Genomic DNA, 14,305 nt, shown 5'->3' on the forward strand with positions numbered 1-14,305 from the left:
AATCCCGAAAGGTCGGACTGACCTCGGGCAAGCGGAGTGGGCTATTGGGTCATCTAACGGACATCGGTCCGATGCGCGCTCGACGCAGCGCTTTCGGACCAGCAATCTGTCGACCAAGGAAAGTGTCACATAATCGTGGTGCGAAAGCGTAAGGCCCATGGGTGTCCAGTTCCACGACTGTCGTCTTCGCCTCGCAGACCGCCCGAGCGTGGACGATTGGCGCGAAGTTGGTGCACAATCAATATGGGATCGCGCCCTCACATCCCCGTTGAACGACACAAAGGATATTCACGCGATTTACCACTCGCTTGGGTCACTGAAAGGGAAAAGATGCACGTTTTTCGCAGTATGATCATAGATGCAAATATCGACCGGGTCTGGCAGGCCGTCCGAAACTTTGACGGGTTAGCAGCCTGGAACCCAGGAGTGGATAAGGCCACATTGGAAAATGGAGCGCCGACCGCGACCGGGTCAATTCGCAGCCTGCAAATTCGCGATGGGACGGTGTTTCGCGAGACCCTGCTTGCGCATTCCGATATCGACCACTTCTATACCTACGACATTCTCGAAAGTCCGCTTCCCGTCGAAGGATACGTTTCGACGCATCGATTTATCCCGATATCACATACCGATCAGACTCTGGGCATTTGGGAAAGCCGATTTAACTGTGCGCCTGATGTCGCAAACGAGATGGACAGTATCGTGGGTGACGCAATCTACATTGGTGGCATGGAAGGTTTGAACCGATATCTCAGGGAGAACCAGCATGACTGACACGCTCGCGCCCCGCGCCATTGTCGGCGTGATGACACCGGCGATGAATACCGTCGTGCAGCCGGAGCTGGAGCTTTTGCGGCCGAACGGTGTGACCAACCAGATGCAGCGCTTTCGCCTTGGTGGGGACACTGTGTCGGATGATCTGCCTGACGAAGCGGCCAAGCTGATGGATTGTAACCCCGGGGTAATTGCCGTGGGGCTGACAACGGATGCAGGGGCGGGCGGGCCGGACAAGCTGGCGGCCCGGTGCTCGGAAGTCTCTGACCAGGTAGGCGTGCGTTTGCTGGGCGCTTCGCAGGCCAACTACGCGGCGCTTCGCGCACTTGGGGCGGTGCGGGTCGGAGTTGTCACCCCGTTCAGCGCAGAAGTGGATGCGGTTGTAAAAGCCAATACCGAGGCCGCCGGATTTGAGGTTGCCGCGATCAAAGGAACGGCGGCGCCGACACTCCCCGAGATTTGCGAAACACCGCTTGACGATATTCGTGCCGTCTTCTCTCAGGTGGCTGCATCGGACTGCGATGTCATCCTTCAGGTCGGTACCGCGTTGCCCGTGGTCTCACTGATCGCCGAATTGGAAGCGCGCTATAAAAAACCAGTCGTTGCATGCAATGCGGCCGTGTATTGGCAAGCGCTTCGCGCCATCGGCATCAAGGATGCGATCCCGGGCTACGGCACATTGCTGGAGAAACACTGAATGCAGGACCACGTGCAGGTCGCCGTCATCGGTGGCGGCGCCGTAGGGGCGGCTATCCTTTACCATCTTGCCAAGGCGGGTATTACCGATGCGCTGCTGCTCGAGAAAAATGAGCTGACGGCTGGCTCGACCTGGCATGCGGCAGGCAACATTCCCACTTACGCCAACTCGTGGCTGGGGATGCGCGCGGGCAATTACGCTTGGCGTCTTTACAAGGAACTTGCAACCCACCCGGATGCACCGATTACCTACCGCCACACCAAGGCAATCTGGCCCGCACACACGCCAGAGCGGATGCAGCTGTTTCAGCATTTGTGTGGCGTGTCGCGATCCGCGGGGTTCGAGCTTTCGATGCTGGAACCATCGGACATTGAGAAGATGCACCCTTACTGGAAGGCGGGGAATGACGTTCTGGGCGGCATTCTGGACCCCTATGAAGGTGATATCGATCCCAGCCAGTTGACGCAGGCCTTGGCCAAACGCGCGCGGGACATGGGAGCCGAGGTGCGCCGCTATACCAAAGTCACCGGCCTCAGACAGCGCAGCAGCGGAGACTGGGAGGTCGAAACATCGGCTGGCAGCCTGATTGCGGAAACCGTAATCAATGCGGCGGGGTCTAGCGGCGCGCAGATCGCCGCGCTTGCCGGAATGAACCTGCCTGTCGTGACCCTGGAACACCAATACATGGTTACAAGCGCCTTGCCTGAGCTGGACGCGGACAGTGATCTTTTCCCGCTGATCCGGGACCCGGATCTAAGGTTCTACCTGCGCCGGGAACGGAACGCGTTCCTGCTGGGGTCTTACGCGCATGAAGGTCGACCGGTCTGGATGGATGGTGTTCCCGGGGATTTTGACCATCAGCTTTTTGCCGACGATGTCGACGGGATGATGGCGGTGTTCGAGGCTGCATGCAGCCATGTCCCGCTGCTGGAACAAGCCGGGGCACAACGTTTCGTGAATGGCCCCATTCCTTATGCGCCGGATGCTCTGCCGCTTGTCGGCCCGGCAAGTGGCGTACGAAATTTCTTCCACGCGACAGGTATTCAGATCGGAATCACGCATTCAGCCGCGATTGGCAAGGCAATGGCCGAATGGTTGACCGCAGGCGAAACCGAATGGGATCTGAGCGCTTGGGATCCGCGACGCTTTGGCGACTGGGCATGCGGGGATTATGCGGCGCGCCGGGCGTCGGAGCATTACGATCTGCAATATGCGATCCCTTACCCCCACCGCATTCTGACCTCAGGGCGACCCGTCAGGCAGTCTCCGCTTTACGACCATCTGGTTTCACAGGGCGCGGTCATGGGGCAGATCGGCGGTTGGGAACGTGCCTTCTGGTTTGATCCGGCACCTGGTTCAGAGGCTCATGATCTAAGCTTTGGCGAAGAAGCATGGAATGAGCCGGTCCGCAAGGAATGCGAGGCCGTTCGGGATGCGGTCGGTATCATGGATCATGGCGGCTTTACCAAATTCACGCTCGAAGGTCCGGATGCGGCCGCGGTTTTGAACAGGGTCTTCTGTAGTTCCCTGCCGGACGTTGGACGGGTGCGCCTGTCTTACATGCTGACACCAAACGGAAAGATCTGGTCCGAGGCAACGATCGCCCGGCTGGCCGATGACCGCTTTCTGCTCTGCGGTCCGACACTTGCCGTGGACCGTGACTACGACTGGATCGCGGGACAGATAGGCGACGCCGATGCCACGCTCACCCGGCAGCACGAACGAGATGGCGCACTTCTGGTCATGGGGCCGAAATCCCGTGCGCTTCTTGAGCCTTTGACAAACGGCGACCTGACCCGGCCTTGGATGAGCGTTACCGAGACGACGATCGCCGACGTACCAGTCACCGCCCTCAGGGTGAGTTACGTGGGTGAATTGGGTTGGGAGCTTCATGTCTCTTCCGAGCACCTGACAAAGCTTTACCAGGCCATTTGGGAGGCCGGGCAAAACCACGGTATTCGAAATTTCGGCTCCTACGCGCTGAACGCAATGCGGGTTGAAAAGGGATATCACGGCTGGGCTGCTGATTTTGGCACGGAATACACACTCTTTGACGCGGGGCTGGCGAGCTTTGCCAACCTGAGAAAGGGGCAGTTCACAGGGCGCGAAGCTGTCATGCAGCAAAAGCGCGAGGTGCCAGCCTGGCAATTCATCGGACTTGAAATTACGGACCCTGGCCCAGATCCGTTGCCGTCTGATCCCATTATCCTGGGCGATCGAGCAATCGGTTACCTAACATCCGTGTCGATGGGGTTCCGAAGCGGTCGTCTTATCGCGCTGGGTTATGTGGAAACGGGAACTCTGGACATTGGCCAAAGCTGCCACGTTCAAGCCTTTGGCGCACTTCGATCTGCCGTTCGTCACAACCACCACGTCTATGACCCAGAGAACAAGCGGTTGCGCACCTGAGTTCCGCAAGCACTGGTTCCTGGTCACGAGCATGGGCGAAACCGTAAAACGTTCGCAGGTGGAAACTTCGAATTGGAAACGGATCGGTTGCCTTTCCAGCACCACGAAAACCGTGGTCCGGAAAATTCCTCACGGAAATCGACGCACTGTGATATAAACAAAATCGAATATTAAGGGGCTGCGAAAAGTTCCTCCATTCTGTTGGTATAGTTGATTTGGGAGGTCACTATGTTTCGGATATCCGCGTGTTTTTTCTCATTGGTGTTTGCGCCGACAATTGCTCTTTCTGACGCCGTGCCAAGCAAAGAAGCGGCCGAAGACTTGTTCTCGGACCGACCGTTTTCTCCATATGCCAACCGGACTTTTCCCGAACGCCCGCTTTGGGGGGACACGCACCTTCACACGGGGCTTTCCTTGGATGCGGGCGCCTTCGGGAACACCCTGCTGCCGGACGACGCATGGCGTTTCGCAAAGGGTGAGCAGGTCATTTCGTCCACCGGTCAACCTGTCCGGCTGGCCCGGCCGTTGGATTGGATGGTTCTGACGGATCACACGGACCTGATGGGATTTGCCCCGGATCTGCAAGCTGGCAAGCCCGGTGTTCTTGCCGATCCAAAAGGTCTGGAATGGTACGAGGGTTACAAAGCCGGCGGTGAAGAGGCCGGGAAAACCGCGTTCGACATTATTACCAACTTCTCGCAAATGACGTTGCCGGAAGTTCTTCTCGAGTCCTACAGCCCCGGTGCCGACGCTTTCGCCTTCACCTGGGAGAACATTGTCTTGGCGGCCGAGCGGCATAACGACCCTGGCGACTTTACCGCTTTCATCGGGTTCGAGTGGACCTCGGTACCGAAGGGTTTCAATTTGCATCGGAACGTCATGCTGCGCGATGGGCCGATCAGAGCGCTTCAGATGGTGCCCCCGGTGACGCAGCCGCCTTACGGCGATACGGATCCAAAGGCGCTTTACGCGTGGCTTGAAGAGTATCAGGAAAAAACCGGGGGGCGTGCAGTTGCCTTTGCCCATAACGGCAACCTGTCAAACGGGTGGATGTTCCCGACCGAAGATACATATCACGGCGGTAAGGTCGATGAGGAATACGTGGCGGCCCGTGCGAAATGGGAGCCCCATTACGAAGTCACGCAGATCAAGGGTGACGGCGAAGCGCATCCATTCCTGAGCCCGGATGACGAATTTGCAGACTACGAAAACTGGGATGTAGGCAATCTGGATATCACCGAGCTGAAGACCGATGACATGTTGGCCGGTGAATACGCCCGAGAAGCACTGAAGCGCGGTCTGTTGCTGGAAGAAAAGTTCGGCGTTAACCCCTATAAGTTCGGTATGGGCGGCGCGACGGACAGCCATACGTCTCTGGCCACTGCCGAAGAAGACAACTTCTTTGGAAAATCTGTCAGTGTTGAACCTTCGGCCACGCGGATCAAACATCCTTTCATTGCCAATGATCTGGGTGAAATTCCCGGCGACCTTCTGGTCGCTTCCGGCTACACGGCCGTTTGGGCGACCGAAAACACACGCGCTGCGATCTTTGATGCGTTCAAGCGGCGCGAGACTTATGCAACAACCGGCCCCCGGATCGGCCTGCGGTTCTTTGGCGGATGGGATTTCAATGACGCGGACGTTGAAACCCGTTTCCTTGCAGATGTCGGCTATACCAAAGGAGTCCCGATGGGTTCGGACCTGCGCCCCCGCGAAGGTGATGGTGCGCCCGCATTCCTGATCGCTGCTCTGCGCGACCCGGTTGGTGCCAATCTGGACCGCGTGCAAGTGGTAAAGGGATGGCTCGATTCCGACGGAGCTTTGCAGGAAAAGGTCTACGATGTGGCGTGGTCGGGTGATCGTGTTGCTGATGAAAACGGCAAGGTTCCCGCGGTTGGAAACACCGTGGATGTAGACACCGCAAGCTGGACCAACACAATCGGAACCGCCGAACTGGTTACGGTTTGGTCTGATCCTGATTTCGATCCGAATGCGCGGGCCTTTTACTACGTGCGCGCCATCGAAATCCCCACACCACGCTGGGTGCTGTACGACAAGCTGAGGTTCGGTGCCGAATTGCCGGAAGACGCGGTTCTGACGCATCAGGAGCGCGCGTATTCCTCTCCGATCTGGTACACGCCGGAAGAGTGATCCAATCTGGGGACGGAATTGGAAGCCGGGGTAGGGAACTCTGCCCCGGTGCTGTCACCAACTTTCTGAAACACACAGGGTGTTCGTTTCTTGCAAAACCCAACCGGGTGATGCCAGCATCGATACATAGAACCGGATCGTGTTTTTCTTGCAGGAGCCTTCATGCGATTGTTGAAAGAACCTCTGTTCCATTTCTTCTTGATTGGAGCGGCGATTTTCGTTTGGTTCCATTTGGTTGCGCCGGAAGCCGAGGCTGTTGAAGACATTGATACGATAGCAATCGACGAAAACGATGTTGCGCTGCTGTCAGCACAGTTTGAAGCTAGGTGGAAACGCAGACCAAGCGAAGCTGAGTTGCAAGCCTTGGTCGATGCATCAATTCGCGAAGAGGTACTAGTCAGAGAAGCGAGAAAACTTGGCCTTGATCGCGGCGATACCGTCATCAGGTCCCGGCTGAGCCAAAAGATGGATTTTCTGTCTGAAGCGATCGCCACATCAGTTGTTCCGGATGACGAAGAATTAGAGGCTTTTCTGGAGGAGAACTCTGAACGCTACGCAACATCTGCCAAAGCGGCCTTCACTCAGGTTTTTCTGGGTGAAAAGCCAGGTGAAGCAGAAATCGAGCAGGCACTGACCGCGCTGCGGGCCGAGCAGGAACCTGATGGCCTTGGAAGCTCGACACTGCTGCCCGCGTCAATGCCCATGACCGCGACAAGAGTCATCGACTCGGTGTTTGGAAATGGATTTTCCGAAGGTCTGACAACGCTGGACGTGGGTGAATGGACCGGACCGATCCGGTCGGGATATGGGGTACATCTGGTCAAGGTTGTCGCCATCGAACCCAGCCAACTGCCTTCGTTGGCAGAAATCCACGGTGTGGTACTGCGGGATTGGCGTCGCGCTGCAAGCGAAGATCTGGCGCAGGCGCAATATGAGGCTCTTGCCCGAAACTATGAAATCGTAGCTCCCGATCTTGCAGGCCCGGCCAAATGAGAGCGGTTGTCTGTCTTGTTTTTGCTCTGCTGTTTGCCTTGTCGGCAGGTAAGGCTACCGCACATGCGCTTGATCCGGGTTATCTGGAAATTCGCCAAATCGCTTCAGGCACGTGGAGCGTTCATTGGCGAAAGCCGGATGTGAACGGTCGACCGATGGCGATTGATGCGGTCCTACCGGATGGCTGCGCCCCGGCGCGTGGCCCGGACCCGGTTTCAGACGGCAGAGCCTGGGTATCTTCATGGGTTGTCGAGTGCGGGGCAGGTATAGCTGGCCAACCCATTGCGATTGAGGGGCTAGAGACTCAAAAGAACGACGTCTTGGTGCGTTTGCACCCTCTGCAAGCCGAGCCGACGACCCTTCGTTTCACGCCAGATGCCGTTACTCAGAAAATACCTACTGAACAGACGACGTGGTCAGTCTTTTCCGCGTATTTCCTGTTGGGGTTTGAACACATACTGGAAGGCTGGGATCACCTGCTGTTTGTGTTTGCGTTGTTCATTCTGGTTCGTGACCCATGGAGGCTGGTTGGCGCAGTAACGGCTTTTACACTTGCGCACTCCATAACTCTGGTGCTTGCAACTTTCGGTGTCCTGAATGTTCCCGGTCCACCGGTCGAGGCTGTGATCGCGCTTTCAATCGTTTTCCTCGCTATTGAGATTGTGAAGGGCGGCGAAGGTCGGTTCCGGTTGTCAAAACAGAAACCCTGGATCGTATGTTTCGGATTTGGGCTTTTGCACGGCCTTGGCTTTGCGGGAGCGTTGGCCGAGATCGGATTGCCCTCAAGCGATATTCCGGCGGCGTTGCTTGCCTTCAATGTCGGCGTCGAGGCAGGCCAGCTCAGTTTCATTGGCGCTTTGGCTCTTCTAATGGCGGCGGGGCGATTCATAGCGGTTCCGATTGGTCAAACGGCGACAACTGTTACCGCTTATGGCATCGGCTCAGTGTCGATGTATTGGCTAATAGAACGCGTAAGTGGCTTCTGAATATGTTGGCTGCGGTGTGTGGGCAGGCTATCACGCCCGTTGCATCCACCTTTGGAAAAGAAGCCTGATTTGGGCTCATCGTAGTCCTTCATTCAGTCGCGGCGAAAACTGCTTCGCCAACAATACGAAGTCAGCAGGATCAAGGATAGAATGAAGCCAGTCTTTCCTGCTAGCGCAAAACGGATCAGGCAAACATCACCATTGCTTCGCGACGAGAAACCATAGGCTTTGCTGCTCTGACAGTTCTTAACTCGCAGAACAAATCCGGAAACAGGAGTTTGATTTCATCGGTTTCAGTGCGCCCAAGCTGGTCACCAAGAAACAGACTTTCCGATGGAACTCCATTTGCGAAGACCACCTCGTGTGTTTCCAGCAACAGGTGGTAGTAGGTGAACGTTGTACGGGAGTAATCCAATGTGACACCCGGAAATCCAACAAGCGCCTTGGCGGGCATCAGGACCTCTCGCTCACCAAAAAGAAGTTCCGCTTTGTAGCCCGAAACCAACAATCTGTGTTGCTGGGAAATTACCAGGGGCCGGTCGTTCCCAAGGACGCCTGTGTCTATTCTCAACGGTTGCAATGACGGATTGCGAAGCAGCATGGAGGGCATGACCTGTCGGCTGCCTATCCAAAGAATTGGCATGTGTCCGCCTGATGCCGTGGTAACCAAGTCTCCTGCTTGAAGCTGTTCGACCAGAACCTCGCCTTGCGGTGTCTGGATCAATGTTCCGCCAACAAAGCAGGGAGGATTGCTGGGATCGAGGTCGCCTTCTGTAATTTTCCAGTTGCCCGTCTGCATCGGGCCGGTGGGATTCGTGGTGTTATAGGCATAGACCTGTCCGCCAACTCTGATGAATTCGCCGGACTCACCGGTGCCGCGATAGTTGCCCTGACCGAGATACGTGTAGGCTTGGAACGTCTGCCCACCGTCGAAAGAAATGGTCGAGCCGCTGATTATCGCAGGCATAGTGGTGTTTTGAACAATCAGATCACCTTGGCCTGTCTCATTGACAGTATGCGCCAATATATCAAACACCGCCGACTTCCCCCGTTCACGCCGTTCAATGCTATATTAGGGCATTATATTCACTTATAGTGATTTTTTGAAAAGTATTGTTTGCACAGTTCGGGTTCGACACGTCCGTCCATCGGTTCTTTGATCGTTTTCTGTGCGGACCAAGCCGTGATTAGCCACGATGCGGCAGGGGGCGGACGAAAACGGCCACTGCGAGGGCAGGATAAGCATCGGCTTCTCGTGGCAATCCACGTTTGCGACTTTGTGTGACGGTATTTTGTGACTACGGTGCCAAGGCAGACGCACTTCTTCAGATTGGCGAGCGATGAAAGTTAACGCGCTATTGGTATCGGCACTACTGGTCAGCAGCGGCATTGCCATTTGGGGCATTGTCGACCCACAGGGCCTGGGATCCGTTTCTTCAACAGTTGTTTCGATTCAATTCGAAAGCCGGGGCTGGTTCATTATGCTGGAAGCCAGTGCACTTTTGTTGCTGTCGATCTATCTCGCGCTGTCCAGGTTCGGTTCGATACGAATTGGTCCCGAAGGATCAGAGCCCGAGTTTTCCACTGTCGCCTGGATAGCAATGCTGTTTGCGGCGGGTATGGGCGTTGGACTGCTGTTCTTTGGCGCGTCAGAGCCTCTCACGCACTTTTCGGTTATTCGCAACTTCAGCGCTGACCCGGAAGCGGCCAGCCTGGCCATATTTGTCACCTATTTGAACTGGGGTTTTCATGCTTGGGCGATCTATGGCGTCGTCGGGCTGATTATTGCGTATTTTGCATTTCGGCGAGAGCGCTCCTTGCTGTTGAGTGCACCGTTGCTGGACGTTTACGGGGACAAAGCCTGGACCCGGGCGTTGGCGTGGGTTTTCGATTTCTTGTCGGTTGTTGCCATCGCCGTCGGGCTGGCAGGCTCATTGGCGATGGGGGTGTTCCAGATTCAAACGGGATTGGCAGGGGTCCTGGGAATACCAAACTCGTATTCGCTGACCGCGATTATCTTTGTCGTCATGTGCATTGCATTTCTTATCCCACTTCGGCGCGATCTGGGTGAGGGGATGTCCAGGCTGTCCAATCTGGCCATGAGTATTGCAATCGCCCTGCTGGTATATTTGCTGCTTGTTGGCCCCACGTCCTTCGCGATGAATTCCATCGTTTCCGGTTTTGGTCGGTACGTTTTCCACGTCATACCCGCCGGGTTTTCGACAACCGAGTTTTTCGACGAAACCGTTTCCACATGGTTTCAGGACTGGACGCTGAACTACATGATCTGGTGGCTTGCATGGTCCCCGTTCGTCGGGATTTTCATTGCAAGAATTTCGCGCGGCCGCACGATCCGCGAGTTTCTGACCGGCGTCATCATCGCGCCGACTTTGTTCTCGATCTTCTGGTTTGGCGTTTTCGGCGGGATTGGTATCTTTGACGTTCTGGATGGAAGCGGCCATCTTCTGGAGGTGAACGCCGAAAGCCTCGATGCGACGACATTTGCTTTGTTGCAAGAGTTTCCTCTGCAATACGTGACACAGATCGCAACCATCGCGGCCGCGTTCCTGTTTGTGGTTACCAGCGTTGTCAGCGCCGGATTCACGCTTGCAATGATTGGAACAGGCGGAGATGAAAACCCTTCCCCTGGTGTGCGTACCATCTGGGGCGTGGTACTGGGCGGCCTGGGGCTGGCGATGATTTTTGTGAACGACGTGGCGCTCGTTCGATCCATTATCGCACTGTCAGCCATCGCGTTTGTCTTTATTGTGCCTGTCCTTGTTATTTGCCTTCTCAAGTCGCTGATGAAGGAGGTCACGAAATGACGGGATCAATCGTCGATACGGTGCTGAATGTAACAGTTTTCGCCTATATCGGTTTTTTGATTTGGCTTGCCCTGTACCGCGTTTAGCGCGGTGCGGAGGTACGAAGCATATTGGCTGTCAGGCGGGATTCAGATGCATTCAACACTGGTTGTTTTCTCCATCCGCTAAGCGGCCATCTACGCGGCTTGTTATTGGCCGCGACGTCTGTTCCCGTCAGGCCGCGTTGTTCTGACTGGTCTGGCGATGCTTTTCCGGCCAGAATTCGTCGACCACGACGTAGGCTATGATCACAAAGAACGCAGCGCTGGCGACTTGCAGAACACGCGTGATGCTTTTGACGTCGGCCTCGTCGGAAAACGGTGCAATCGACCCGCCATACACAATCAATGCTGTTGTTATTGCAGACCCGGCAGCGGCAGCCAGTGGAACCTGAGATTTGCCGAGCGCCCCAAGCGTCAGACAAAAGAACAGACAGAGCAGTATGGGCGTCAGAATGACCGGGGCGATCACGTTGATTTCATAGCAGATGATCGACACCGCCGCTCCAAGCAGGTTTGCTGTCAGCATAGCCTTGGCAACGGTCTTCCCCGCTGCGGGCATCGCAGCCAGTTGCTGACTGAGAAGCGCCACAAAGAACAACACCAACAACGCCGACGCGCCGGACACGAAAAACGCCAAAGCAAACGGAACCGTGACAAGCGACATCCTGACGATCCGACGATGCGGGTCAAATTCAGGCGATGACGCTGCTTTTTTTTCAGCAGGCGTTGGGGGTTCAGCGGGGATCAGAACAAACATCAGTGTGGATACGAACCCCGCAAACAGAAGGTTCAGTGGGATCCAGAACACCAGCACCAAGGCCAAATCCTGCGATTGCAGCACAAGGTTCGGGATCATCAACGCCCCCATAAGGGCAATGACCCCGGGCAATACTCCTGCGCCTGACACCGACCATATGAACGACAGGATTATTCCGATCGCAACCAGAATCAGAAATACGACGGGATATGGCGCGAATACCGATGACAGCAGAAACGAAAGAAACATCAACCCGATCGAGAAGACAAACAGCTTTGCAAACGCCGTCAAAGGCAACGCGGCCGGTGCCTGAAGAAACAAGGCCGTGAACACGGCACCAACAACCGCAAGGGGCCAACCCAGGAACAGGCCCAACGAGAAGACCCCTGTTACCCCCAATGCAAGCCGGATGACCGAGTTTCTGTCCTCAGTACGCATAAGACAGGATCGAAACCAAACGAATGTAGGTGCGGCCAACCACGTTCAGTAGCGAGTTTTCGCTGAGATACATGATCACGTCCGCCTGCCCGTTGAGTTGAAAACGCAGGTCGTCCTCGGCGCTTCCAGCCTCATACCCGGGCAACACGATCCGAACCGGGAACCGTTCCGGCTCGCGCAGAAAACCCTTGGTGCTTGGCGGGCTTGCCAATTGGCCGGGCTCATCACCGCCGCTCAGGGAAACAGCTGCGCTGAAGCTTTCGATGACTCCCGGGACAATCTTGCCGGGATGCATGTCCAGCACCACGTCGACGGGCGAGCCTACAGATGCTCTGCCAAGGTTGTTTTCGGTAAAATACGCTTCGATCCAGACGTCGGTCGCATCCAGAAAGGTCAGCAGGTCCTGCCCGGAGCGCGCATATGTTCCGGGCGCGATCAGTAAGTTGGAGATCACACCTGTTGCCGGCGCGCGCAGCTCGGTCCATTCAAGATTAAGCTCTGCATCCGCCAATGCCGCCAGTGCGCGCTGAATCTTGGGGTTTTCCACTCCCTCGCTGCCGAGCCTCTGCTTGGCTTTCTCCAGATCCGCTTTGGCGTTCTCGAAATTCGCCTCTGACTCTGCCAGTTGTCCTCGCGCGTCATCTGCTTTTGAAACCGCGATCAGTCCTTTCTTTTCAAGCGCAAAAACCCGCTCTGTCTGTATGCGCATCGTGTCGAGGTCACTTTGCGCCCTAGCCAGTTTGGCCTGTGCCGCACTTACCTCGGCCGAGGAAGCGCCCACTTCCTGTGTTGCAGCTTCCAGATCCGCTTCTGCCTTTGCGCGATCGATTTCATATGGTCTGGCGTCAATCCGAACCAGCACGTCACCAGCTGAGACGACCTGACCGTTTTCGACCAGAACTTCGGTCACCGTGCCAGTGACCTGCGGCACGATCTGCGTTGCCACGGCCTTGACTCTGGCATTTCCCGTAAACGGAGTTTTCCGGTCGGCAACCAGATACCACACAAGAAAAACAAGAATGACGGCAAGTGTCGTCCATATTGTTTTTCTCATTTTGCTGCTCCTTCAGCAGCGTCTTCCGTTTCGGGTGAGGCGTCGATCCAGACCTTGAACAGCTCGTAGAAGACAGCGAACAGAACCGGTCCCATGAAAATGCCGATCAAGCCGTAGGCCATCATGCCACCGAGAACCCCAATCAGGATCACCAGCATTGGTGTCTCAAGACCTTTTGAGATGAAGACCGGACGCAGGAAGCTGTCCATGATGGCGACAGGGATGGCCAATATGGTGAACACCAAAGCCGCACCACCGGACATCGAGCTCCACGCGTAAATTACTACGGGCAATAGCACCAGACCGGGCCCGATCTGGATGATGGACAGAATCAGGCAGATAAACGCCAGCGTCGCAGCTGAACCAATCCCAAACAGCACCAACAGCAACCACACGACGACAGCTTGAATTGCCGCCACGCCGATGACACCCTTTGTGACATTTCGGATTGTTGCACCCGCCAGAGTCACGAACTCACCCCCGCGTGGCGCAAACACGCGGTTGGCAAATCGTTGCAGGCCCTGAACCAGGTTCGGGCCGGGGCTGAACAGGGCTCCCATGATCAAAACCGAAAGGGCCAGTCCCAAAAGCCCGATCCCGATACCCAGAACCTTACCAAAGAGGGATTTGGTCACTTCCAGGATTTGTGTACCATATTTGGCCAGCGCACCGTCCAGGTTCCTTTCGAACATCCCCCAAACTTCGGCGATCTTGTTCCCGACCAGGGGCAGCTCCTTGAGACCTTCAGGCGCCGGTGGGACTTTCAATTCACCGCTGTCCGCCTGTTCCGCAAACTCGCCTCCAAGCTCCGCTGCGCCCGATACTGCAGTTGCGACGGGCCCCAAGGTCAGAACCAGACCCAGCAAAACCAGAATGGTTGCGGCCAGCGACTTGCGTCCGCCCAACTTGGCCTGAAGCCAATCAAAAACCGGATAAAGCGCGACGCAGAGTATCGTCGCCCAGATCACCACGCTTGCCAGCGGTGCGATCATGACCAATGCGCTGTAAAGGAATAACCCAAGAAAAAGCAAGCGAATTGCCAGATCCACAATTCTTGCGTCTTGTGTCTTTTCCATACCGTCCCTCCATTACTCGTTTTCCAACCCACATTCCCCAAGTAAGTCGCTGTTTCCGCTGTCGTGATCGTGTTATTTCCGATATAAATCATGGTGTTGGTGAC

At 55.9% G+C, this 14,305-nt stretch carries 11 protein-coding genes; 7 read left to right on the top strand and 4 right to left on the bottom strand.

The window, feature by feature from the left end; genetic code table 11:
* The first annotated feature begins 330 nt into the window (after nucleotides 1–330).
* From AC2FIR_RS21225 to AC2FIR_RS21250, 6 genes are all read left to right on the top strand, one after another.
* On the top strand, nucleotides 331–774 hold the full coding sequence (locus tag AC2FIR_RS21225; RefSeq protein ID WP_496747611.1) for an SRPBCC family protein: 444 nt from the start codon (nucleotides 331–333) through the stop codon (nucleotides 772–774).
* A complete protein-coding gene (locus AC2FIR_RS21230; RefSeq protein WP_170805876.1) occupies nucleotides 767–1,471 on the top strand; it encodes an aspartate racemase/maleate isomerase family protein in 705 nt (234 codons plus the stop codon). The genes AC2FIR_RS21225 and AC2FIR_RS21230 overlap by 8 nt, the downstream gene beginning before the upstream one ends.
* On the top strand, nucleotides 1,472–3,880 hold the full coding sequence (locus tag AC2FIR_RS21235; protein WP_496747609.1) for a GcvT family protein: 2,409 nt from the start codon (nucleotides 1,472–1,474) through the stop codon (nucleotides 3,878–3,880).
* 228 nt (nucleotides 3,881–4,108) lie between these two features.
* Entirely contained in the window at nucleotides 4,109–6,031 is a 1,923-nt protein-coding gene (locus AC2FIR_RS21240) for a DUF3604 domain-containing protein (RefSeq protein WP_480526103.1), read from the top strand.
* Between the two features lie 162 nt (nucleotides 6,032–6,193).
* Nucleotides 6,194–7,024 carry a peptidyl-prolyl cis-trans isomerase gene (locus AC2FIR_RS21245; RefSeq protein WP_496747607.1) on the top strand — a complete coding sequence of 277 codons (831 nt, stop codon included), beginning with the start codon at nucleotides 6,194–6,196 and terminating at the stop codon, nucleotides 7,022–7,024.
* A complete protein-coding gene (locus tag AC2FIR_RS21250) occupies nucleotides 7,021–8,010 on the top strand; it encodes a HupE/UreJ family protein (protein WP_496747605.1) in 990 nt (329 codons plus the stop codon). Before AC2FIR_RS21245 ends, AC2FIR_RS21250 begins: the two co-directional genes overlap by 4 nt.
* Nucleotides 8,011–8,194: 184 nt before the next feature.
* On the opposite strand, the gene AC2FIR_RS21255 is transcribed toward AC2FIR_RS21250, so the two are convergent.
* A complete protein-coding gene (locus tag AC2FIR_RS21255) occupies nucleotides 8,195–9,046 on the bottom strand; it encodes a Hint domain-containing protein (protein ID WP_496763066.1) in 852 nt (283 codons plus the stop codon).
* A gap of 304 nt (nucleotides 9,047–9,350) precedes the next feature.
* Between AC2FIR_RS21255 and AC2FIR_RS21260 the strand changes: the two genes are divergently transcribed.
* Nucleotides 9,351–10,835 (top strand): BCCT family transporter, encoded by a 1,485-nt coding sequence (locus tag AC2FIR_RS21260; protein WP_170612216.1) that lies wholly within the window; start codon nucleotides 9,351–9,353, stop codon nucleotides 10,833–10,835.
* A 213-nt stretch (nucleotides 10,836–11,048) separates the two neighbouring features.
* Here the strand turns inward: AC2FIR_RS21260 and AC2FIR_RS21265 are convergent, their stop codons facing one another.
* Genes AC2FIR_RS21265 through AC2FIR_RS21275 form a run of 3 tightly spaced genes read right to left on the bottom strand, consistent with a single transcriptional unit; the run spans nucleotide 11,049 to nucleotide 14,201 of the window.
* Entirely contained in the window at nucleotides 11,049–12,071 is a 1,023-nt protein-coding gene (locus AC2FIR_RS21265; RefSeq protein ID WP_496747603.1) for a DUF2955 domain-containing protein, read from the bottom strand.
* Entirely contained in the window at nucleotides 12,061–13,125 is a 1,065-nt protein-coding gene (locus AC2FIR_RS21270; protein ID WP_170612212.1) for an HlyD family secretion protein, read from the bottom strand. Before AC2FIR_RS21270 ends, AC2FIR_RS21265 begins: the two co-directional genes overlap by 11 nt.
* Nucleotides 13,122–14,201 carry an AI-2E family transporter gene (locus tag AC2FIR_RS21275; RefSeq protein WP_480914328.1) on the bottom strand — a complete coding sequence of 360 codons (1,080 nt, stop codon included), beginning with the start codon at nucleotides 14,199–14,201 and terminating at the stop codon, nucleotides 13,122–13,124. The genes AC2FIR_RS21270 and AC2FIR_RS21275 overlap by 4 nt, the downstream gene beginning before the upstream one ends.
* Nucleotides 14,202–14,305: the final 104 nt, after the last annotated feature.

The sequence above is a fragment of the Ruegeria sp. CDSB136 genome, from assembly GCF_059610965.1.

What these genes read in the sequence shown, in the direction of transcription:
- AC2FIR_RS21225 (WP_496747611.1), top strand. Translation starts at nt 331, where the DNA reads ATGCACGTTTTTCGCAGTATGATCATAGATGCAAATATCGACCGGGTC.
- AC2FIR_RS21230 (WP_170805876.1), top strand. Translation starts at nt 767, where the DNA reads ATGACTGACACGCTCGCGCCCCGCGCCATTGTCGGCGTGATGACACCG.
- AC2FIR_RS21235 (WP_496747609.1), top strand. Translation starts at nt 1,472, where the DNA reads ATGCAGGACCACGTGCAGGTCGCCGTCATCGGTGGCGGCGCCGTAGGG.
- AC2FIR_RS21240 (WP_480526103.1), top strand. Translation starts at nt 4,109, where the DNA reads ATGTTTCGGATATCCGCGTGTTTTTTCTCATTGGTGTTTGCGCCGACA.
- AC2FIR_RS21245 (WP_496747607.1), top strand. Translation starts at nt 6,194, where the DNA reads ATGCGATTGTTGAAAGAACCTCTGTTCCATTTCTTCTTGATTGGAGCG.
- AC2FIR_RS21250 (WP_496747605.1), top strand. Translation starts at nt 7,021, where the DNA reads ATGAGAGCGGTTGTCTGTCTTGTTTTTGCTCTGCTGTTTGCCTTGTCG.
- AC2FIR_RS21260 (WP_170612216.1), top strand. Translation starts at nt 9,351, where the DNA reads ATGAAAGTTAACGCGCTATTGGTATCGGCACTACTGGTCAGCAGCGGC.
- AC2FIR_RS21265 (WP_496747603.1), bottom strand. Translation starts at nt 12,071, where the DNA reads ATGCGTACTGAGGACAGAAACTCGGTCATCCGGCTTGCATTGGGGGTA.
- AC2FIR_RS21270 (WP_170612212.1), bottom strand. Translation starts at nt 13,125, where the DNA reads ATGAGAAAAACAATATGGACGACACTTGCCGTCATTCTTGTTTTTCTT.
- AC2FIR_RS21275 (WP_480914328.1), bottom strand. Translation starts at nt 14,201, where the DNA reads ATGGAAAAGACACAAGACGCAAGAATTGTGGATCTGGCAATTCGCTTG.